17 protein-coding genes are annotated in these 20,429 nt (G+C 59.8%); 13 read left to right on the top strand and 4 right to left on the bottom strand.

The features are described from left to right. Nucleotides 1-89: 89 nt before the first annotated feature. Together AKL29_RS36685 and AKL29_RS36680 are read left to right on the top strand one after the other, a co-directional pair. Complete coding sequence (locus AKL29_RS36685) at nucleotides 90-1,160, top strand: NAD-dependent epimerase/dehydratase family protein (protein WP_050387504.1); 1,071 nt, start codon at nucleotides 90-92, stop codon at nucleotides 1,158-1,160. 77 nt (nucleotides 1,161-1,237) lie between these two features. Further along, the gene (locus AKL29_RS36680) at nucleotides 1,238-2,497 is read left to right on the top strand and encodes a DUF4910 domain-containing protein (protein WP_410712182.1); all 1,260 of its coding nucleotides are present in this window, start codon (nucleotides 1,238-1,240) and stop codon (nucleotides 2,495-2,497) included. A 4-nt stretch (nucleotides 2,498-2,501) separates the two neighbouring features. On the opposite strand, the gene rfbC is transcribed toward AKL29_RS36680, so the two are convergent. Next, nucleotides 2,502-3,032, bottom strand: a complete 531-nt coding sequence (gene rfbC / locus AKL29_RS36675; protein WP_028333399.1) for a dTDP-4-dehydrorhamnose 3,5-epimerase — start codon at nucleotides 3,030-3,032, stop codon at nucleotides 2,502-2,504. A gap of 208 nt (nucleotides 3,033-3,240) precedes the next feature. Here rfbC and AKL29_RS36670 point away from each other — a divergent pair, with 208 nt between their 5' ends. From AKL29_RS36670 to AKL29_RS36645, 6 genes are read left to right on the top strand one after another with little or no spacing between them, the layout of a single operon-like run. After that, nucleotides 3,241-4,530: a class I SAM-dependent methyltransferase gene (locus AKL29_RS36670; RefSeq protein WP_050387502.1), complete on the top strand. Its 1,290-nt coding sequence runs from the start codon at nucleotides 3,241-3,243 to the stop codon at nucleotides 4,528-4,530. Next, the gene (locus tag AKL29_RS36665; protein ID WP_050387501.1) at nucleotides 4,527-5,321 is read left to right on the top strand and encodes a glucose-1-phosphate cytidylyltransferase; all 795 of its coding nucleotides are present in this window, start codon (nucleotides 4,527-4,529) and stop codon (nucleotides 5,319-5,321) included. Before AKL29_RS36670 ends, AKL29_RS36665 begins: the two co-directional genes overlap by 4 nt. A gap of 5 nt (nucleotides 5,322-5,326) precedes the next feature. Further along, on the top strand, nucleotides 5,327-5,980 hold the full coding sequence (locus AKL29_RS36660) for a PIG-L deacetylase family protein (protein ID WP_028333396.1): 654 nt from the start codon (nucleotides 5,327-5,329) through the stop codon (nucleotides 5,978-5,980). Continuing rightward, nucleotides 5,920-7,101, top strand: coding sequence for a hypothetical protein (locus tag AKL29_RS36655; protein WP_160321819.1), 1,182 nt, complete (start codon nucleotides 5,920-5,922; stop codon nucleotides 7,099-7,101). Before AKL29_RS36660 ends, AKL29_RS36655 begins: the two co-directional genes overlap by 61 nt. After that, nucleotides 7,064-8,635 carry a lipopolysaccharide biosynthesis protein gene (locus AKL29_RS36650; RefSeq protein WP_157340716.1) on the top strand — a complete coding sequence of 524 codons (1,572 nt, stop codon included), beginning with the start codon at nucleotides 7,064-7,066 and terminating at the stop codon, nucleotides 8,633-8,635. Before AKL29_RS36655 ends, AKL29_RS36650 begins: the two co-directional genes overlap by 38 nt. 15 nt (nucleotides 8,636-8,650) lie before the next feature. Continuing rightward, nucleotides 8,651-9,139, top strand: coding sequence for a hypothetical protein (locus AKL29_RS36645; protein WP_028333393.1), 489 nt, complete (start codon nucleotides 8,651-8,653; stop codon nucleotides 9,137-9,139). A gap of 16 nt (nucleotides 9,140-9,155) precedes the next feature. On the opposite strand, the gene AKL29_RS42485 is transcribed toward AKL29_RS36645, so the two are convergent. Both AKL29_RS42485 and AKL29_RS36635 read right to left on the bottom strand, forming a co-directional pair. Beyond that, nucleotides 9,156-10,700, bottom strand: a complete 1,545-nt coding sequence (locus AKL29_RS42485) for a hypothetical protein (protein WP_152977915.1) — start codon at nucleotides 10,698-10,700, stop codon at nucleotides 9,156-9,158. 109 nt (nucleotides 10,701-10,809) lie between these two features. After that, complete coding sequence (locus tag AKL29_RS36635) at nucleotides 10,810-11,943, bottom strand: glycosyltransferase family protein (RefSeq protein ID WP_050387498.1); 1,134 nt, start codon at nucleotides 11,941-11,943, stop codon at nucleotides 10,810-10,812. Nucleotides 11,944-12,523: 580 nt separating this feature from the next. Here AKL29_RS36635 and wecB point away from each other — a divergent pair. The 5 genes from wecB (at nucleotide 12,524) to AKL29_RS36610 (ending at nucleotide 18,466) form a co-directional block, all read left to right on the top strand. Next, the gene (gene wecB / locus AKL29_RS36630; protein WP_082190795.1) at nucleotides 12,524-13,741 is read left to right on the top strand and encodes a non-hydrolyzing UDP-N-acetylglucosamine 2-epimerase; all 1,218 of its coding nucleotides are present in this window, start codon (nucleotides 12,524-12,526) and stop codon (nucleotides 13,739-13,741) included. A 12-nt stretch (nucleotides 13,742-13,753) separates the two neighbouring features. Continuing rightward, nucleotides 13,754-15,961: a GumC family protein gene (locus AKL29_RS36625; RefSeq protein ID WP_050387496.1), complete on the top strand. Its 2,208-nt coding sequence runs from the start codon at nucleotides 13,754-13,756 to the stop codon at nucleotides 15,959-15,961. 4 nt (nucleotides 15,962-15,965) lie between these two features. Beyond that, the gene (locus AKL29_RS36620) at nucleotides 15,966-16,952 is read left to right on the top strand and encodes a glycosyltransferase family 2 protein (protein WP_244482620.1); all 987 of its coding nucleotides are present in this window, start codon (nucleotides 15,966-15,968) and stop codon (nucleotides 16,950-16,952) included. Between the two features lie 4 nt (nucleotides 16,953-16,956). After that, a complete protein-coding gene (locus tag AKL29_RS36615; protein ID WP_050387495.1) occupies nucleotides 16,957-17,937 on the top strand; it encodes a WecB/TagA/CpsF family glycosyltransferase in 981 nt (326 codons plus the stop codon). Nucleotides 17,938-18,022: 85 nt separating this feature from the next. Next, nucleotides 18,023-18,466 carry a hypothetical protein gene (locus AKL29_RS36610; RefSeq protein WP_152977914.1) on the top strand — a complete coding sequence of 148 codons (444 nt, stop codon included), beginning with the start codon at nucleotides 18,023-18,025 and terminating at the stop codon, nucleotides 18,464-18,466. A gap of 231 nt (nucleotides 18,467-18,697) precedes the next feature. Here AKL29_RS36610 and AKL29_RS36605 read toward each other — a convergent pair whose 3' ends face one another. Next, nucleotides 18,698-20,263: a winged helix-turn-helix domain-containing tetratricopeptide repeat protein gene (locus AKL29_RS36605; protein ID WP_050387493.1), complete on the bottom strand. Its 1,566-nt coding sequence runs from the start codon at nucleotides 20,261-20,263 to the stop codon at nucleotides 18,698-18,700. Nucleotides 20,264-20,429: the final 166 nt, after the last annotated feature.

Genomic DNA, 20,429 nt, shown 5'->3' with positions numbered 1-20,429 from the left:
TTAACTAAGGTTTTACAAACACGTGCATCAGTGAGCGATTTTGAAATAAGCAGGGGGGATAGAAACAGAATAAATTTGGAGGCGTTAAGATGCGCGTTCTCGTGAGCGGACATCTCGGCTACATCGGTACAGTGCTCACCCCGATGCTATGGCGTGCCGGGCATGAAGTCGTTGGCCTCGACAGCGATCTGTACTCTCGCTGCACATTTGCAGAGGGCGGGTCGATCGTGGATGTGCCGGCCATTTGCAAGGACACGCGAGACGTCGAACTTGCGGACCTGAAGGCTTTTGACGCGATCCTGCATCTTGCCGCGCTGTCGAACGATCCGCTCGGCAATCTGAGACCTGGCCTTACCGACCAGATCAATCACGTAGCCAGCGTGCGCCTCGCGCAACTGGCCAAGCAAGCCGGTGTGCGACGGTTCGTGTTTGCATCCTCCTGCAGCAACTACGGCAAGGCGGGCGACGGGATGATCGACGAAACCGGAGCGCTCAACCCGGTGACTGCCTATGGCGAATCCAAGGTGCAGTCGGAGCGCGATATTGCCGGCCTCGCCGGTGACGGATTTTGTCCGGTCTACCTGCGACCGGCAACGGCTTACGGCGTATCTCCCCGGCTCCGATTCGATGTCGTGCTGAACAATCTCGTCGCCTGGGCGGTGACAACGCGAAAGATCCTCTTGAAGTCGGACGGCACGCCCTGGCGGCCCATCGTTCACATTGAGGACATCTCCCGCGCCTTTGTCGCGGCGATGGAAGCTCCCGAGGCGGCGGTGTTCAATGAAGCCTTCAACGTCGGCCAGACGGCGCACAACTACCAGATCCGCGATCTCGCGAAGATCGTCGCCGATGTTGTCCCTGGCTGTCAGATCGAATTCGCCGATGGCGCTGGCCCCGACACGCGGTCCTATCGGGTGAGCTTCGAAAAGATCCGAACCCGGCTGCCGGAGTTCAAGCCGCGATGGGATGCGAAGATGGGCGCGGAGCAGCTTTATAAGGCCTACCGGGCCTCGGGCATCACGCTCGAAGAGTTCGAAGGTCCCCGGTATCAGCGCATCAGCCACGTCAACAAGCTGCTGGCGGACGGCGTGCTCGATGCGGATCTCCGCCATGTAAAGTCGAGGCAGGGCGTCGGGCAATCGGCACTCGTCGCGAACTAATACACGCGCCGATCGATTTGACACACCAGGAGGACGGCGTGTCGGCGGCAGACGACGTCACAAGTGCAGGCGCGAGGATGTTTGCGCTTGCGGAAAGGATCTACCCGATCTGCCGCAGTATTACCGGTGACGGTGTGCGGCAGACCCTTCGGGAGATCGGTGCGCACATCTCCCTTGATGTCCACGAGGTGCCGACCGGTACACCCGTTCTCGACTGGGTCGTGCCGCGTGAGTGGAACATCCGGGACGCGTACATCAAGGACCCGCGCGGCCGGAAAGTCGTGGATTTCAACGAATCCAACCTGCACGTCATGAGCTACAGCGTGCCGGTGTGCCGCACCATGTCGCTGGACGACCTTAAGTCCCACGTCTTCACATTGCCCGATCAGCCGGACCTGGTCCCATACCGAACGTCTTACTACCAGGAAAACTGGGCTTTCTGCATGGCCCACCGACAGCTGGAGCAACTGCGGGAGGATAGCTACGAGGTCGTGATCGACTCGACCCTCGCCGACGGGCATTTGACCTATGGTGAGTATCTTCACCAGGGAGAGTCAGACGACGAGGTGCTTCTGTCGGCGCATGTTTGCCATCCCTCGCTTGCCAATGACAACTGTTCGGGCCTGGCCCTGCTCGCGGAGATCGCAAGCCGCATCTCTCAGATGCGAACGCGATACAGCTATCGGTTTCTCTTTGCGCCGGGAACGATTGGCGCGATCACCTGGCTCGCCCGCAACGAGCATCGTGTGTCTCGTATCAAGCATGGCCTCGTGGTATCAATGGTCGGAGACGGCGCCGGTCCGACATACAAGAAGAGCAGGCAGGGCGATGCCGAAATCGACCGTGCAATGATACACACGCTGCAGCATTCCAAACTGGCGCCGACGATATTGGAGTTTTCGCCCTACGGTTATGATGAGCGGCAATACTGCTCGCCGGGGTTCAACCTGCCGGTGGGATTGTTTCAGCGCAGCCGCTTCGGCGCCATCCCGCAGTATCACACCTCGGCCGACGACCTGAGCTTCATTCGGCCGGAGCACCTCGGGGAATCTTTCCGCATCATTTCCGAAGTCATCGACCTGCTCGAAGGCAACCGCAGCTACTATAACACGTCACCGAAAGGCGAACCGCAACTGGGCAGACGCGGACTCTATGGTGCGATCGGCGGTGACAAGGACGCCGCTGCAGCCAACATGGCGATGCTGTGGATCCTAAATCTGTCCGATGGGCATCATTCTCTGCTTGATATCGCCAGGCGTGCCGACCTGCCGTTCCCGGTCATTCTGAAGACAGCAAAAGTGCTCGAGCGCCACGGACTCCTCGCGCCTGTGCAGTAAGCGCTCACGCACCCCGGCGCGGCCAGTTCAGGTCCTTATCGGAGATCGTGCTTATGGCCAGAGGCCAGCTGATGCCGAACATCGGGTCGTCGTATCGGACGCCGTTAGCAGCCGAAGGCTCGTAGAACTCCGAAATCAGATAATTGACCTGAACGTTGTCGCTCAAGGTTTGAAAGCCGTGCGCGAACCCCTTGGGGATGTAGAGCTGCGAACCGTTCTCCGCTGAAAGCTCGAAGCCGCGCCATTGACGAAAGGTCGGCGAGTTCGCACGCAGATCGATGATGACGTCCCAAATCGATCCGTTCAAGCAGCGCACGAGCTTAACCTCGCCGTGCGGCTCATTCTGAAAGTGCATTCCGCGCAATGTCGCCTTGCGCGAGGAGCTCGAGATGCTGTGCTGGGGAAATCTGGTCACGAGCCCGTATGCGCGAAACTCGTCTTCGCAGAATGTGCGCGCGAAAAAGCCGCGCTCATCGTGTGCAGGCTCGAGTTTGACGAGCCACGCTCCGTCAAGTCCTGTTGCTTCAAAGCGCATGGGACGCATCCACTCCCGACCGAGAGGCCAATTGTCGACGACCAATTCTATACAATTTTACTAAAATTTTCAGCAACTGCGTGGTTTACCTTGTTGTTCGATATCGCTTCATATTGTTCGCTTTCATACGATAAAATTCAATCTAACGAGCCCGATTTAAGCGCCGGCAATCTCATATTCGGCAATCCTATATTCATGGTACGGCCCAATGAACGCTCACTCGAGATTCGAATCGATTCGGTCGAAATCCTCTCACGGTAACTGCCGTCTGTGCGGCGCGACGTTGAAATCGACATTTGTCGACCTGGGAATGTCGCCTCTCTGCGAAAGTTTCCTCACAGCCGACCAGACCGACGCCATGGAGCCGTACTACCCGCTGCACACCGTGGTTTGCGGGTCCTGCTTCCTGGTGCAACTCCAGGAATACGTCAAACCGGAGCATATCTTCACCGAGTATGCTTACTTCTCGTCTTACTCGACGTCGTGGGTGGAACATGCGCGGCGCTACTGTGAGATGATCAAGGCCAGGCTGAACCTTGGTGCCGAGAGCCGCGTCTACGAGATCGCGAGCAACGACGGCTACCTGTTGCAGCACTTCCTGCCGCTCGGGGTGCCGGTCACGGGAATCGAGCCGGCGGCCAACGTGGCCGAAGTTGCAAGGCAGAAAAACGTCCCGACAATGGTCGAGTTCTTCGGCCTGGAACTCGCGCGGAAGCTGGTGTCGGATGGCAAGCGGGCCGATCTGATTATCGGCAATAACGTGCTGGCACAGGTTCCGGATCTAAACGATTTCACCGCCGGAATGGCGTGCCTGCTCGCGCCGCAAGGAGTGATTACGCTCGAATTCCCGCATCTTGAGCGGCTCATCGACGAAAATCAGTTCGATACCATCTACCACGAGCATTTCTCGTATTTCTCGTTGGTAACGATCGATCGTCTCGCGCGGCGGCATGATCTGAAAGTTTTCGACGTCGAGCAGATCCCAACGCACGGCGGCTCACTTCGCGTCTACCTCTGCCGCGCCGATGCGACTCACGCCGTCTCCGCCGCGGTGACCGCACTGCTGACCCATGAGCGTCGGATCGGCCTGGAAGACATAGGGCAGTACGAGCAGTTTACATCGCGGGTTCATCGCACCAAGCGCGAACTGCTGTCGTTCTTGATTGAGAGCAAGAACAAGGGGGCGCGGATCTGCGGCTACGGCGCTCCCGGCAAGGGTAACACGCTGCTCAACTACTGCGGCATCGGAACCGACTTCCTCGACTTCACCGTGGACCGCAACCCCTACAAGCACGGCCGCTATACGCCGGGCATGCACATTCCGATCCTGCCGGTCGAAGCCATCGACGAGGCGCGTCCCGACTACCTGTTCATCCTTCCCTGGAATTTGAAGAGGGAAATCGTTGCGCAAATGCGGCATGTCGCGGACTGGGGCTGCAAGTTCATCGTTCCGATTCCTAACGTCGAAATCATTGATCCGCGTGAGGTTGCGCCATGAAGGTTGTCCTTTTTTGCGGCGGTCTCGGTACGCGGATCCGCGAGTATTCGGAAAGTATACCGAAGCCGATGGTCCCGATCGGCCATCAGCCGATCCTCTGGCATGTGATGCAGTACTACAGCCAGTACAATCACAATGATTTCATCTTGTGCCTTGGCTACAAGGCGAACGTGATCAAGGATTACTTCCTGAATTATCGCGCGACTGCGAACAGCGACTGCGTGATTTCGGAGTACGGCAAAAAGGTCGAGCTGATCGGCGAACATCAACCGGACTGGCGGGTTTCGCTGGTGGATACGGGGACATGGCGCAACATCGGGCAGCGCTTGCTGGCCGTCCGCCATCTCGTCAAGGACGAAGAGATGTTCCTTGCGAACTACAGCGACGGGCTGACCGACGCGCCGCTACCTGACATGATCCAGAAGTTCAAGGAAAGCGGAAAGATCGGTTGCTTCGTGGCGATCCATCCACCGATCAGCTTCCACCTTGCCGAGTTTGATGCTCACGGGTCGGTGCAGCGGATTCGCTCCAGTCAGGAGTCCGAGATCTGGATCAACGGCGGCTACTTCATCTTCCGTAACGAAATCTTCGATTACATCAAGGAGGGAGAAGAGCTCGTCCAGGAACCGTTCAACCGTTTGATCGAGGGCGGTCACCTCATGGCCTATCGCTATGACGGCTTTTGGCGCGCCATGGATACCTTGCGCGATAGACAAGTGTTGGAGGACATGGTGGAGCGCGGCGACACGCCGTGGCGGCTGAATCACTCGTCGGTAGCCAGCGCGGCTTAACCGGAATGAGAGCATTGCAGCTTGCCAGGCCCGGAGACCATCTGTCGATCCTGTGCTTTGGCGCCCATTCGGATGATATCGAAATCGGCGCGGGAGCGACGCTGCTGGAGCTGATCGAGCGCGGTATCAAGCTGGATGTGCATTGGTGCGTTCTAAGCGGTGGCGCCATACGGGAGGCTGAGGCCAGAGCGTCGGCGGCTGACTTCTTGTCCGGGGCTGCATCCGCGAATGTCGAGGTGCTGTCGTTTCCCGATGGATTTTTCCCGGAGAGGGGAGAAGCCATCAAGGAATGGTTTGAATCGCTGAAGCGGCGGGTCGAGCCTGACGTCATTCTGACGCATCGCAGGGATGATGCCCATCAGGACCATCGCCAGGTCTGCCGCCTGACCTGGAACACGTTTCGCGATCATCAGATCCTGGAATATGAGATTCCGAAGTGGGATGGCGACTTCGGTCAACCCAACGTTTACATGCCGGTATCGGCGGCGGCGCTCGATCGTAAGATTGAACTCCTGCTCAAGCATTTCGGGACGCAGCGATCCAAGCAGTGGTTCGATGCAGACACCTTTCGCGGCCTCGCACGGATTCGGGGCATGGAGTGCAGGGCTGCGGAACGCTTCGCCGAGGCATTTTTCGGGCGAAAATTGACACTGATCTGACGATGGTTGCGCGGACGTCGCGCAGCCGGCGAATTTCTGATTGCAGGGTATATCTCAAGGCGCACGATATGAGCACGCTATTTTCAAGTATCTTTCGCGCTGGTGACCTGGTGGAGGTCAGAAGCAAGGAGGAGATTCTCGCGACGCTGGATGCTAACGGCCGCCTGGAGGAAATGCCCTTCATGCCCGAGATGCTGAAGTATTGCGGCAAGACGCTCCGCGTCGGCAAGCGAGCTCACAAGACCTGCGATCCCGCGCTCGGTATCGGCGGCCGCAAGATGCTGAACACGGTCCATCTCGAGAACATCCGCTGCAACGGCGCGGCTCATGACGGCTGCGAGGCGGCCTGTCTGATATTCTGGAAGGACGCCTGGTTGAAGCCGGCGGGCGAGAAAGGGCCGTCGCCGAATGGCGCGGGCAAGCCGTTCGGGTCTGGCGGCTGCAGCGAGGAAACGCTGTGGAGCACGATCAAGCATCCGCCGAAGGTGGGCGAAACCGAGCCGACCTACGTTTGCCAGAACACGCAGGTGAAATTCGCCACGCAGCCCCTGAAGTGGTGGGATCCGCGACAGTATGTCGAGGACTACGCTTCCGGTAACGTTCGGCTGCAGGACCTCGTCGCCGGATTGACGTTCTCGGTCTGGCGTACGGTCACCGAAGCAGGGCTGGGCATCGGCACCGCGATGCGCTGGATCTACGACACATTCCAACGCTTCAGAGGTGGCGTACCTTATCCGATCAGGCCCTTCGGCGTGCCGGAAGGGAGCAAGGTCCCGCAGTCCCGGCTTGATCTGCAGGCGGGCGACGTCGTGCGCGTCAAGCCGTACAAGGACATCCTCGAAACACTGGACTGCAACTACCGCAACCGCGGCCTGTATTTCGATCCGGAGATGGTACCGTTCACCGAACGCGAGTACGAGGTCGAGAGGCGTCAAAAGCAGATCATCGACGAAGGTTCGTGCAAGATGGTCCGTTTCAAGACGGACGCGATCATCCTGAAGGATGTCGTGTGTGAGGCGCGCTATGCGATCTGCCGCCGCTTCTGCCCGCGCGCCATCTATCCCTATTGGCGGGAAATCTGGCTTGAGCGGGTACCTCAAAGCCAGAATCCAGCGAATTGAACGGGAACGACGCGTGCAGCGGAACGAACGTACCGATCAGTATTTTGCGGACAACAAGCCATACTCAGGCCTTGGCCGCAGGTCGCTGCACAGCGGCGTGGCGTTCATTGCTGCGCGCGGACTGAATATCTTCGTTCAGTTGGCCTCGACGATCGTACTGGCGCGGCTGCTCGGACCGCATGATTTCGGGTTGGTGGCCATGATGCTGGCCCTGATCGGCTTCGCGCCCCTTTTCGTCGATCTCGGGATGAGCGAGGCCTCCGCCCAGCGGAGCAGCATCTCACGAGCCGAGGTCAGCACGTTGTTCTGGCTGAATGTGCTGATCGGCGTCGTGCTGGCTGTCGTGCTGGCTGCGTCCGGTCGGTGGATAGCGCGTGCCTTCGGCGAGCCATCGCTCGCGGGCATGGCGTTGGCATTGTCGGTGACCTTCCTGATGATGGCTTTGTCGACGCAGCACTATGCGCTGATGCGTCGGGCAATGCAGTTTCGCCGCATCGCGATGATCGACATATCGGCGAACATCATTGGAAGCGCTGCAAGCGTCGGACTGGCGCTTTCGGGCTGGGGCTACTGGGCGCTGATCGCCAAGCCGATCATAACGTCGGCTTTGACCGTCGTGGGAGCCTGGACCGCCTGTCGATGGATACCGGGCAGGCCCAGGCTCACGCCAATGGTCAAGGAACTGCTGCGGTTCGGGCTGGGAGTGACCGGCTTCACCATGACGGATTACTTCGCTCGTTCGGCGGACAGAATCGCGATGGGGTATTTCCTCGGTGCAGGGCCGCTTGGCTATTTTCAGAACGCCTTCACGATCTACAACAACCTGCTGTCGATTCTCAGTGAGCCGCTGCATAACATCGCGGTGTCGGGACTGAGCAAGCTCCAGCACAGTGCAGCCGAACTGAAGCGCTCCTGGGAAGGCGCGCTGTCACTGCTTTGCTACTTTTCGGGGCCTGCCTTCGCCGCTCTGGCCGTGAGCGCTCATGACATCGTGATCGTGCTTCTCGGAGAGAAATGGTCTCCCGCGGGCCCCTTGCTCTGTATCCTTGCAATTCGAGGCATTGCCGACTGCATCGAGCGAACTCTCGGTTGGGTTCATGTTGCGGTCGGACGTCCCGATCGATGGATGCGATGGGGCATCTTCAGTGCGATCTGCCAATTGGTTGCGCTTGCAGCCGGACTGCCGTTCGGCGTGGTCGGGGTGACGATCGCCTACACGGTCACCATGTTCGTGCTGTTCGTTCCTGCGCTCGTCTACGCCGGCAGGCCGGTCGGGATCAGCATCGGGGACGTCCTGCGCGCGACTGCGCCGCAGACCATTGCTGCGCTGGTCGCCGTCGCGGTTGCTTTCTCGATACAGGAGGCATTTCTGCTGGAATTGCCGCGGTTGCTGCGAATCCCGGTCGCGAGCGTGATCTGCGTGACGGCCTACCTGACCGTCGTGGTTGGTGTCTTCAGGATCACGCGGCCACTGCAACTCGCGTGGTCCTTGCTACGCGATTTCGGCATCGTACGACTGCAAGTCAACTCCTAATCTTGGATTACGCCTATGACGTCCTTTGAGCGCTTCCTGATTAACTTGGACACCTGGTCCGCCGGGGCATTGCTAAGGATCGGCCTCGGCCTTTGCATTTTGCCGGTGTTCCGACTGCTGTCCGGCGGCGACGATCGTATCGTGGTCGTGTTGGCGATGTTCCTTGCTCTGCTGCTCGCGCTTCGCCTCGTGCCGGCCGTGTGCCGACGTGTTCTTCCGTTTTCGCGCGAAGCGAAAGATCTATGGTTCAAGCGGCGCAACCTTGGCAAGAGGTACGACTCCTACCAGTGGCAAAAGCTCTTCTGGATGGGTCTGGGCATGCTGCCCTACGCGCTGATCTCTCCTGGATTGGGGCGCGGGGAAATTATGTTGCTTGCGATCTGTACGATCGGCGGCGGAGCAGGGCTGCTGCTTTGGCGTAGGACCGGCCAGCTCAGCGTCGGTGCCGCCACTGCGAAAGCGACGAAGTTGCCGCCGGCCGCGGTCGCGTCGACGCCGCCCTAGGACCGGCCGCCCTATATTACGGGAGCCTGCGGCACTCGGTGAACCTGTCGCCGTCCGGCGTTTCCGCCCTCTCGAGGCAATGGGCCTTATCGGTAACCTTGCCGGCTACGACAAAGTCGTAGGCCTGGTTTTTGAAAACCAGCACGTAACGGCCGGGTGAGAGGACGAGATCGGGGTTCACTGGCTGCAGCTCGACCATCTCGCGGCTTTCAGGGACCGGCGCTACGGTCAGGTCGACGGAAACGGACCGGATTGCCCAGGCATCGTTGGCCATAGCGACTGCCGGTGACGACGGTGTTCGTGCGACCTGGGCGAGAATGCGCAATTGTGCGTTGTCGGGTGCGCTTGTCATAAGCTCGCGCTGATACACGACAAACGAAAGCGGGCCGTGCGGCACCACAACGGTGCCTGGCTTCGTGGTCAATACCGACACGGCGATCCGGCTGTCGGGAAGGCGGATGTTCATCGGCTCGAGCCGGATCATCCGCCCGTTGCTTGACGCAAAAATCCCGTATGTCGTCGGCAGTGAACGTGCGGGTGGTGCCGTTGCGGCTGCTTCGATCGGAGCACGATGTACGAAGGTGGCAATTGCAGGTTTCAGCTTGCGTCTGCCTTGCGGTGGCGGCTGAACGGGCGTCGCGTTCGAATGGCTGACAACCTGGGATGCTGTGCTGAACAGGGATGCAACATTGCCCCGCATGAGCATTCCGGTCCCAATCGCCAGCAGAACCGTTGTTGGAGCGAGGAACCATACAAAGTTGCGCACTTTCCATTCGCTGCTGACCGAACGTCGGTCCCGCGGCGAGCTCTGAAGTTCTTCCGCGATGAGCTTGTCGATCAGTATGATCTGCTGTTCCTGCACCGCGACGCTCGCCTCGGCAGTGCTTGTGTGCACGGGCGGTTGCACTGCTGGACGGATTGACGCCGGCGGCACCGAGTTCGGACCTGGGTCCGCGGCCGGACGGAATCCCTCTCCTTCATCTGCCTCAGGCGTGTACGTGGCTACCGCTGAGCCGGCATGCGAGTCCGATGGCGCTGGCTGCGTGGGGTTGTCGGATTCCTCCGCTGAAACATCGTTTGGATCGGCCGCAGGGGGGGCGGACTCGTCGTCTGGTCCGGCATCAGGCGGAGCCACATTTGTCCGACGGCCGATGTTCTCCGCGGCCTCATTCAGCCGCCGACTGACCTCATCCTGCGGGAGCGCAATCGGCTGCAGGTGTTCCAAGTCGGCGAGCTGGTGGGCTTCATTCGTCGGCCCACCGCTTGGCGAGCTCGGATCGTCGCCGAGGATCGTCGGTTGCTTGTCGGTCGGACTGTCTGGCGGCGGCTCGGCGGGATTTCGTTCCGGATTTACGGGCTCGCGCAGGCGGGCTTCGACGAATTGTGTCCAGGCGCCACGCCGTCGCAGAGGTGCAGCAAGCCTGTCTGCCTGACGTGGCAAAGGCGGCGCATTGAGGATGGCCGCCTGAGCCGAGGGGAGCTGACTGGAGCGTTTCATGCCTGGATACGCAGCTTGACGTTTGTCCGCCGTTGCGGACGTTCGCGACACCTTGGCGATCATATGAAAAGGATCGCCTACCTGCTGGGATGTAGCAGCCGCCGCTTAACAGGGCGTTAACCATAAACCGGCGGAAATGTCGCATTGCTCCGTATCACTCGAGGTGACGATTTCAGGCGGCTGCCGGCAGCTCAAAGGATCCGGCGATCTGGCGCAGACGGTTGGCTCGTGCGCTCATCTGGTCGGTGTGAGCAATACCGAGGATGTCGAATACCGTCTGTATACGGTAGAGCCAATCGTGCCGCAGCGCGGCTTCCCGGACGTTTGCGTTCTGAACCGCTCGCAGTCGCGCCGGGTCTGCGTCCAGCGCTTCGAGGACCTGGCAAATGTCCGGCGACTCGAAGGGCACGTGAATGACAGCATCGGGCCAGTCGAACTGCCGTGCAAACTCTTCGGTGCGCGGCGCTTCTCCGACCATCACTGCCCCGGCTGCAGCACCTTCATAATAGCGAGCGGAAATCTCGTCTCGGCCAGCCGTGAACTCCGGGTTGTTGACGTGGCTGCGATTGGCAATGAAATAGCGGCTGCGCTGCAAGATATTCGCAATCATGATGCGGTGTTCTTCCGGATTGTCGACCCGGAACGTCCTTTCCTTTCGGTTCGAACCGCTCGCCGCCACAGTGTCGTAGTAGTAGAAGAACCGCTCTCTCTCGGCGCCGGCCAGCAACGCGGCGTGGGTCGTCGCCGAACGACGCCCGATGTTGCACACGGCGATCGATCGCTGCTGCTCGGGTTTCGGCGCGAACCGCTCAACGTCGACCGCCAACGGCAGATAGCTGCACGGTCGACCTGCTATTCGCGCGATCTGCGATGCGCAGTGATGCAGGCCGACAAATATATGATCAAATCCGGACAGGAGCTCGATCAGATACTCCGGGATTTCGTCTGCCCAGACTTCAGTGATGAAGCACGCCGCCTTGCGACACCGCTTGCGCCAGTCGGGAATCGCCGCGAGCGCGTGGAGTTGATACGCATTGCTGAAGATCGGAAAGAACAGTTCGTAATCGCGTTGCAGCCGCAGCTGCGGCGGGGAGGGTGCCAGCACACCTGCCAGTTTGGTCGATCCTGATGCAAGGCGCGTCCACTTGTAGACCCGCCGCGAGAACTCCAATGCAGCGCGATCTTGAACATCGAACCGATCGGCGCGCGTCATCGCCGCCAAATTGTCCTCGAACTCATAGCTGAGACAAAATGCGACAAGATCGGAAATCCGACGCTGCGAGAGGAGTAAAACCTTGCCTTCCACGAGGCGCTGCCTCCGATCTATCAAATGCCGGAAAGTGCCGGCCACACGACTTCCGGAATCCCCCGACCAGGAGCGAGTTGCGCAGTGATCGTCGCCACGAACGGTGCCAATCTACGCAAGTCCACATACGCTATTTAATCTTGTTTTGTCCAAGTTTTCCCGAAATTGGATAATGCGAGTCTGTCATCGGAATTCATTGCACGCGCGATTGCACTCTCGCCGAGCTGTTGCGAATGCAAGCACGGGATGCACCGACGACGATTGCGAACGGTACAGCGAATGCGCGTTAACCTGGAGAAGTTAAATCTGGAACTCGCCGGCAGTAGGGAAGAACGTCAGCGGACAATGCGCGTTAACCCGAAAAGGTTAAATCTGGAACCGCCTGACAACAGCCGGCATCGATGATGCGCAACGCGCTCCGCGGCAACTCCGAGAATTAGCTATAAATTTCATTTAACATGCGCCGAGCCAACGTTGGCGATGAACGCGTCGGGAAAATCCGGTAGCGTGCCGCATCATTTCGACACGGCAAGAATATTCAACACGACAAAATTTTTGAACACAGGCGGCGTCGAGCTTCATGCGTATTCTTAGCGTATTTGGTACTCGTCCAGAGGCGATCAAAATGGCACCGCTTGTGCTGGCGCTGGGCGAAGCAGAAGGAATTGACACGCGCGTCTGCGTAACGGGCCAGCATCGTCAGATGCTCGACGACGTGATGTCGGCCTTCTCGTTGAAGGCTGACTACGACCTGAACATCATGCGACCCAACCAGTCGTTGAGCGAGGTGTTCAGCGCGGTCATGACTGGAATCGATCCGATCATCGCCGACTACAATCCGGACTACGTTCTTGTACAGGGCGACACCGCAACCAGTACGGCGGCTGCACTTGCCGCGTTCTTCCGGTCGGTCAGTGTCGGGCATGTCGAAGCGGGATTGCGAACCGGCAATCTCATGAGTCCATGGCCGGAGGAGGCCAATCGGCGGGTCACTGCCGTCGTAACGACGAGGCATTATGCGCCGACGTTGCGTGCGCGTTCTGCCCTGCTGAAGGAAGGGTATCCGCCAGACGCCGTCATTGTCACCGGCAATACCGTGATCGACGGGCTGCTTCGTATGGCTTCAAATATCTCTCAACCGGGCGAGCTTCGCCGGTCGCTTGAAGCGAAATACTCATGGCTCGATACCTCGAAGCGGCTCGTCCTCGTGACCGGACATCGGCGCGAGAGCTTTGGATCCGGGTTCCGGCAGATCTGCGAGGCATTGAAGACGATCAGTCGGCGGGACGATATTCAAATCGTGTATCCCGTTCATCTGAATCCGAATGTGCGCGGGCCGGTATTCGACCATCTGCGCGATGCGTCGAATATCTTCCTGATCGAGCCCCTCAACTATCCCGAGTTCGTCTACCTCATGACGCGCTCGTATCTCATCCTCACCGATTCCGGTGGGATTCAGGAGGAAGCACCGGCGCTTCGTAAGCCGGTACTCGTCATGCGAGATACCAGCGAGCGGATGGAGGCCGTTGACGCCGGCGTCGCTCGCCTGGTCACCACCGACCCGGTTCGTATCGTCGCAGGCGTCGAACGCCTGCTTGATGTGCCAACGGAGCACGAAGCCATGTCTCTCGGTGCCAATCCATTCGGTGACGGGCGAGCCAGCAAACTCATCGTGCGTGATCTTCTGAACGTCCGTCGGCCGCAACGTCCAACTGATCACATCACGAGCGTCAATGGCTTTCCGACTGCCGAGATGCAGTCGCGGCCGACACCACCACTCTCCCAACCGGCGCACTGATCAAACGAAGCCATGGACACCAGAACCAATCAATTGGTTATTCAGGAATACGGCCAGCAGCTCGCTGAGGATTACGCTGTGCCAGCGGTGGCCCGGCCGACTTTCGGCCTGTGGGACGTCGTTGACGTTCTACGCCGCGAATGGCGGTTGCCCGTTATCGGACTGTTGATTGGGCTGGCGGTCGCCGTGGCTTCCGTTGTTGTCATGAAGGCGCCCTACAAGAGCAGTGCACGCATCCTCATCGATCGAAGTCTCAATCGTTATCTGCAGACCAACAAGATCGTGGATCAGCCGACGATGGACGAAGTGGAGGTCGGCAGCCAGCTCTACGTACTGTCATCAGACAGGGTCCTGCTTCCGGTTATTCGCTCGCTGGGTCTGGCCAGTGATAGCGAGTTTGCCGGGCGATCTGCGCTTGGCAGCGCCGCAGACGGGAACTCCAGCACGGCGGAAGCCAATGCGGCCGCTGAACGAGCTGCTCTCGAAGCCCTGTTGAAGCGCGTGACAATTGCGCGAGAGGATGTCGCCAACGTCATCAATGTGACGGTCGAGTCGCAGAGTGCGGAGAAGGCCGCGAAGATCGCCAACGGCATCGTGGATAGCTATCTCGCATCCCTTCAGGACGCAAAATTGAGGTCAACGCAGAAGGTGAGCAAGTGGCTGCAGGAGCGGCTGATCGAGCTGAAGAAGCAGGTGGCCGATGCGGACAAGGCGCTGCAGGACTTCAAGACGGCTAACAATCTCAGCAGCACTGGCGCTCAGGATACCGAGCTCTTGGCAAGTCTGAATACCCAGCTGATGAATGCCAAGTTCGCGGCAGTCGAGGCAAAGGAACGCCTCGACCGGATCAAGCGGACAGAGGCAAACGGGATTCCGTCGGCCGTGTCGACGGACGCACTATTCAACGACAAGCGAGCGGCAGTCATCAACTTCGCGCTCAACAACAGCGAACTTGCACGTCTCCGCACGCAAAAGCGCGACCTTACGTCTCGGCTTGCGGAGATGGAAGCTCGCGTCGGTCGCAAGCACGTGGCTGTCGTCAAGCTTCGTGCGCAGCTCAACAGCGTTGACGCCGCCATTCGGTCCGACGAGGGGCGCATTACCGATTCCTACGCCAGCGAATACGAAGTCGCCAAGGCGCGACAGACCGAACTCGAAGACACCGCCGCAAAGCTTTCCGCGGAAACCGGAAGCCAGCTGCGCGAACTCGAGAGCGCCGCCGAGGCGCTGCGCAATCTCTATAGCGGATTCCTGCAAAAGCATAAGGAGATCGAGGCGGCGCAGGCGGAGACGCTTCCGGCCCAAAGTGCGCAGATCATCACGAGAGCAGTTCCGCCGCTGACCAAGAGTTCCAAGAAAACCCTCATCGTGGCGGCAGGCAGCATTGTTCTCGGTCTGTTTCTCGGCATAGGCTCTGCCTTCGGACGCGAATGGATGGCGGATGTGTTCCGTACGCCCAAGGCCGTCGAACAGGTAACCGAGACGCGGTGCATCGGACTGCCCTTCGTCTATGCTGGTCAATTGCCAATCGAGGAGCATGTCCTTGCTGCCCCCTTCTCGCGCTTCGCGGAAGGTCTTCGCAATGTGAAGGCGATGCTCGACCATTCGTCGGCCTCGACCGGGGGAAAGGTCATCGGCGTCGTGTCGGCGGTTTCGAAAGAGGGAAAGACTGTCGTTGCCGCCAATCTTGCCGCGCTCATATTGTCGTCCTCTGGATCGCGCACGCTGCTGATCGATGCCGACCTTCATCTCCGGAATCTCACGACTGCACTTTCCCCGGATGCGAAGGTCGGGCTTTTCGAAGCGCTGGAAGATCCGTCCCGTCTTGGCGAGTTTGTTTGCAAGCGGCCGCATTCGGGGCTGGATGTCCTGCCGAATGCTTGCACCCTTCGGATTCCCAACGCTGCTGAACTCCTGGGGTCGCAGGAGATGGAAAACCTGCTTGCGGTCGCACGGAAGTCTTATGACTACATTGTAGTGGAGGTGGCGCCGATCATGTCGGTCGTCGATGCAAGGCTGATCGAACGCTTCATCGACGAGTTCGTCTTCGTTGTGGAATGCGGTCAGACCAAGCGCACAAGCGTGCTTGAAGCCTTGTCGGTAACGCAGCTCATCCGTGAGCGCGTGTCGACCATTGTGCTCAACCAGATCGATCCCGTCGAGCTTAGAACCATCGAGGCAAGAAATGGCGTCAGGTCCGAAGGATATTACCGGGAGTAGACCTGTGGACGAGCTTGACAGCGCTTCAGTGTCCCCGCACGGCGTAGCGCCGCGCAGGTATGTGCTGATTTCGCCCTGCCGCGATGAGGGGCCCTATCTCCGCCACACGCTGGATAGCGTGGCTGCACAGTCGGTGCCGCCTGCGCTGTGGATCGTCGTTGACGACGGATCTACCGACGAGACGCCACGGATCCTGGAAGAGTATGCGGCGCGATTGCCTTATCTGCGCGTCGTGCGCCGTCAGGACCGCGGCCACCGGCGGGTAGGGCCCGGCGTGATTGAGGCGTTCTACGATGGTCTTGATCAAGTGCCGCTCGGCGACTTCGACTATTTGTGCAAGCTAGATATGGATCTCATCCTGCCGCCTCGCTACTTCGAACTGCTGATGCAGCGGATGGAAGGCAATCCGCGCGTCGGGACGACCTCGGGCAAACCCTGGTTCGTTCATCCCCAAACCGGCGATCTCGTGCCCGAGATCTGCGGTGACGAAATGTCGGTTGGGATGACGAAATTCTATCGGGTTGAGTGCTTCGAGCAGATCGGGGGTTTCGTGCGACAGGTCATGTGGGATGGCATCGATTGCCACCGCGCCAGAATGCTGGGCTGGATCGCGGAGAGCGTCGATTCAGAGCCAATTCGATTCGTCCACCTTCGTCCGCAAGGGGCCAGCCAGAAGAGCATCTGGGCGGGCAGAATTCGTGCTGGCTTCGGTCAGTATTTCATGGGCACTTCGCCTTTTTACTATCTGGCGGTGGCGGCTTCCCGCCTTCGCGCGCACCCAATGTTCATCGGAAGCGTCGCGATGCTCTGGGGTTACTTCAGCAGCTGGGCAAAGGGGTTGCCGCGCTATAATGACCCCGAGTTCAGACGTTTTCTTCGTACGTATCAGCACGCGTGCCTGAGACTGGGTAAACGAGCTGCGACGGCTCGCCTGGACGCCGAGCAAGTGGCTCGGTGGCAAGCCAGCCGGCAATCGCCGCAGGGGAGTTGAGCAGATGAAGCAACACGCGAGCCTATTGGGCGTCGAATTTGATGCGGTTACGCTCGGTCAGGCGGCGCAGCGCTGTGTCGATATCTGTCTCCGCTCGAACAATTCTCACGTCGTGATGACGATCAACGCGTCGCATCTCTGCATGATGCGGCGAGACGTGGAGTTGGCGCACGCATGTTCCGCGGCAGATATGACGGTGGCGGACGGTATGCCGGTGGTTTGGGCAATACGAGCGTCAGGTCAACACATGCCGGAACGCGTGGCCGGCATCGATCTGATGGAAGGACTTTTAAGGGGTGCCGCGTCCAACGGACTTTGTGTCTATTTTCTAGGGGCGCACCAGGAAGTCGTCGAAAAGCTCGTGCGCGTCTGCGAGGCGCGCTTTCCACAGCTGAAGATCGCTGGTTTTCGGAACGGCTACTTCGGTCCGGACGAGCACGAAATTATCGTCGATGAGATACGAGCCAGCGGCGCCCACATTCTTTTTATCGGCTTGCCGTCCCCGTTCAAAGAGGTGTGGAGCGAACGCTATCGGGATCGGCTGCAAGTTCCCGTCATCCTGGGGGTAGGCGGCAGCTTCGACGTCTTGGCCGGCTTTATCAGGCGCGCTCCTCGGCTATTCCAATCGCTCGGTCTCGAGTGGTTCTGGCGCCTGATGATGGAGCCGCGCAAATTATGGCGGCGATATCTTTCCACCAACAGCGAGTTCATCTGGCTGGCGCTCCGCGACGTGGTGGCGCGCAGGGCTTACGCCGCCCGTCCGGAGAGAGCGATCGCCGGATCGACAAGCGTGGTGCGGAGAGACGACCGAAACGTGGGTACGGAACGCAGGGTAGCTGATCGGCGAATTCTTGTCCGGCGAAGGAGCAACGTGCGGGATTCGCGGGTTCCGATGCCCGATCGCCGGCGCGGCATAGAGCGACGTATCTCAGAGCGTCGGGCACGGTCGGCTAATGCTCTCAAGGGTATCGAGGTGAGCGCCTGACGTATCGGCTGACCCACCAGGATCAGTGATCCCAAGCAGGCAGCTCAGCGATTCGCTTCATGGCGCAAGCGCGGGAAGCATCAAAGTGATTAAACCGCCAAGCAGCACCGATTCCTTCGGGTACGATAACGCAGGCCAACCCATAGTCGTTAAGCTAAAGCCCGATGTGTACGTATTCGGGTATGAGTTTTGCCACGTTCTGCAAACGCTGATCAAACACGGCTGCGTGCCCGCCGAGTTCATCTATGAGGACGGAGGGGCGCTCATCCTTATTTTTGATCCCAATGAGAAGAAAGCGGAACTATGGTCAGGATGGTGGAGGTGCGACAAACCCGACATTTACTCCATCATTGAACCAGAGCATCGCGGGCTCGTGGATCAAATGTTCGAAACCGCAGATGCCTTCATGGAGTTTTCGCATGCTCGATCTCCTCAGATCGAGCTGATCCCAGGCCAGATCCAAAAGATTCAAAGATCAGAGGCTGCGGTTTTCCGCGGGCACGCTCCCCTTCGTCCTCGACCTCTATAAAGAGCTGCTTCGGCACAGCGCGCATTGGAAGCGTTTTTCTGAGTGTTGGGGAATGGCGGCGGCGCTCCCCGGCTACCACGGGCTACGAATTCCGCCACGCCAAGCGTCGATCCTCCACCATTGCACAATCCGGACAGCAGCGGCGGCTCAGAAATTTGAGGTCGAAGCAAGTCGAGGCGGAGCACCGTTGTCGGTCAATTTCGAACAGCCTGTTGCGACCCTCGTTACGGCTCAGCCGGATAGGCCGGCCTTGCGCAAGCCGTCGAGGAAGTGCTCGCGTTCGGCTGAAATTCTGTACCTTTCGGCCCGCGCTCGAACGAGATCGAGGGTGTTCGCTGGCGGCGTTGCGCCGTTCGCGCTCATTTCACGACAACGTTCCGTGACGAACGCTTCGGCTTCGGATCGCGCTTCGTTGTGCCGCTCCATCTGCGCATAACAGGCGGCAAGCAGACTGTGCGACCAACGGTCGGGGGATCGCGCCTCCATCAGCGTCTTGACTGCTTCATCGTATTGGCGCCCCGAATAGAGCGCGAGCGCGTGGTACCAGTGGTACAGATTGGGCGGGAAGGGGTTCAGTTGTTTGGCCGCACCGATCCAGGTGAGGGCCTCTCGCCACCGTCCCCAGTAGACCAGAATGTTCGCGAAAACGGCGGCGACGTCGGCGTCGTTTGGATTGAGCGCGAGCGCCCGGCTGAAATGGATTTCGGCCTTGGCGTCCTCGCGACGCAGGAACAGCAATTGCGCGAAGACACCATGGGCCCAGGCGTCGCCGCCGTCGATGTCGAGCGCGGTCTCGATCTCGCTCAGCGCGTCGTCGAGCTTCGCCGTACCGGGCGATTCGAGAAACGCGTCGCAGACGATCGTCCAGGCAATGTTGACGTGAGCGCAGGCATATTGCGGATCGAGCGCGACGGCGTCCCGGAAAAACTGCCTGGCTTCCGCCATGCCCTTCACAGTCAATTGACGCCACCGCTCGTTGCCCAGCAGAACCAGGTCATAGGCGGTAATGCTCGGGGTCGGCTTGCGTCTGGCGATCTCGCGGCCGGCGTCCTCGAGCCGGCCCGGAAGGGCTGCGACGATAGCGCGGACGATCTCGTCCTGCAGGGCAAAGACGTCCTCGAGTTCGCGGTCGTAGCGCTCGGTCCAGAGATTGTAACCGCTGGCGCCATCGAGAAGCTGGACGATCACCCGCATCCGGCTGCCGATCCTGCGTACGCTTCCTTCGGCCACGTACCTGACGCCGAGCTCGCGGCCGACCTGCTTGATCTCAGGCGTCTTGCCCTTGTAAGCGAAGCTGGAGTGGCGGGCGACAACGAACAGCGAGCGGAAGCGCGACAGTTCGGCGATGATGTCTGCCGTGATTCCATCGGAAAAATATTCCTGCGCGGGATCGCCGCTGAGATTCGAGAACGGCAGCACCGCAAGTGACGGCCCATCCGGCACCGTCGCTGCCGGCGAGGCGGGCAGGCCGGCGCCGGATTCGGCGGCGACCAGTGGCCCGACATAGCGGTAGCCGCGGCGCGGCAGGGTCTCGATCCAGGTCGCGCCGCCCTCGACGTCGGCAAATACCCGCCGCAGAGCGGCGATCTGCACCGTCAGGTTGCTCTCCTCGATCGCAAGCCCCGGCCACGCTGCCTGCATCAATGCGTCCTTGGAAACCGGCGTTCCGGCCTGCTCGACAAGCAGCCGAAGCAGCGTCACCGCGCGCCGCCCGAGCGCGACCGGTTCGGACGCTCGAAACAACATCACGGCTTCCGCGTCGAGGCGGTAGGGGCCGAATTCGTGGATCGTCGCCATGGTTCAGGAGACTACATTTTTTGCTTCTTTTTCGGAACAGATTCGGGACCTCCGGGAATCCGGCGACCCGCCCCGCTGCCGCGCAGCTTTGCGCGGCCGATTTTCCGCTTTCGCCTCGATCCACCACGCGCGGCACCTCCGCCAGCCGTTCGCGCCGCCACGGCGA

Source organism: Bradyrhizobium pachyrhizi (assembly GCF_001189245.1).
In the GTDB taxonomy this organism is placed as follows: Bacteria; Pseudomonadota; Alphaproteobacteria; order Rhizobiales; family Xanthobacteraceae; genus Bradyrhizobium; species Bradyrhizobium pachyrhizi.
This window is presented reverse-complemented; position numbering and strand designations above follow the sequence as displayed.

Excerpts from the sequence above, each read along its gene's own strand:
- AKL29_RS36615 (WP_050387495.1), top strand. The coding sequence starts at position 16,957 with ATGAAGCAACACGCGAGCCTATTGGGCGTCGAATTTGATGCGGTTACG.
- AKL29_RS42485 (WP_152977915.1), bottom strand. The coding sequence starts at position 10,700 with ATGATCGCCAAGGTGTCGCGAACGTCCGCAACGGCGGACAAACGTCAA.
- AKL29_RS36670 (WP_050387502.1), top strand. The coding sequence starts at position 3,241 with ATGAACGCTCACTCGAGATTCGAATCGATTCGGTCGAAATCCTCTCAC.
- AKL29_RS36665 (WP_050387501.1), top strand. The coding sequence starts at position 4,527 with ATGAAGGTTGTCCTTTTTTGCGGCGGTCTCGGTACGCGGATCCGCGAG.
- AKL29_RS36685 (WP_050387504.1), top strand. The coding sequence starts at position 90 with ATGCGCGTTCTCGTGAGCGGACATCTCGGCTACATCGGTACAGTGCTC.
- AKL29_RS36625 (WP_050387496.1), top strand. The coding sequence starts at position 13,754 with ATGGACACCAGAACCAATCAATTGGTTATTCAGGAATACGGCCAGCAG.
- wecB (WP_082190795.1), top strand. The coding sequence starts at position 12,524 with ATGCGTATTCTTAGCGTATTTGGTACTCGTCCAGAGGCGATCAAAATG.
- AKL29_RS36605 (WP_050387493.1), bottom strand. The coding sequence starts at position 20,263 with ATGGCGACGATCCACGAATTCGGCCCCTACCGCCTCGACGCGGAAGCC.
- AKL29_RS36660 (WP_028333396.1), top strand. The coding sequence starts at position 5,327 with ATGAGAGCATTGCAGCTTGCCAGGCCCGGAGACCATCTGTCGATCCTG.
- rfbC (WP_028333399.1), bottom strand. The coding sequence starts at position 3,032 with ATGCGCTTTGAAGCAACAGGACTTGACGGAGCGTGGCTCGTCAAACTC.
- AKL29_RS36680 (WP_410712182.1), top strand. The coding sequence starts at position 1,238 with ATGTTTGCGCTTGCGGAAAGGATCTACCCGATCTGCCGCAGTATTACC.
- AKL29_RS36645 (WP_028333393.1), top strand. The coding sequence starts at position 8,651 with ATGACGTCCTTTGAGCGCTTCCTGATTAACTTGGACACCTGGTCCGCC.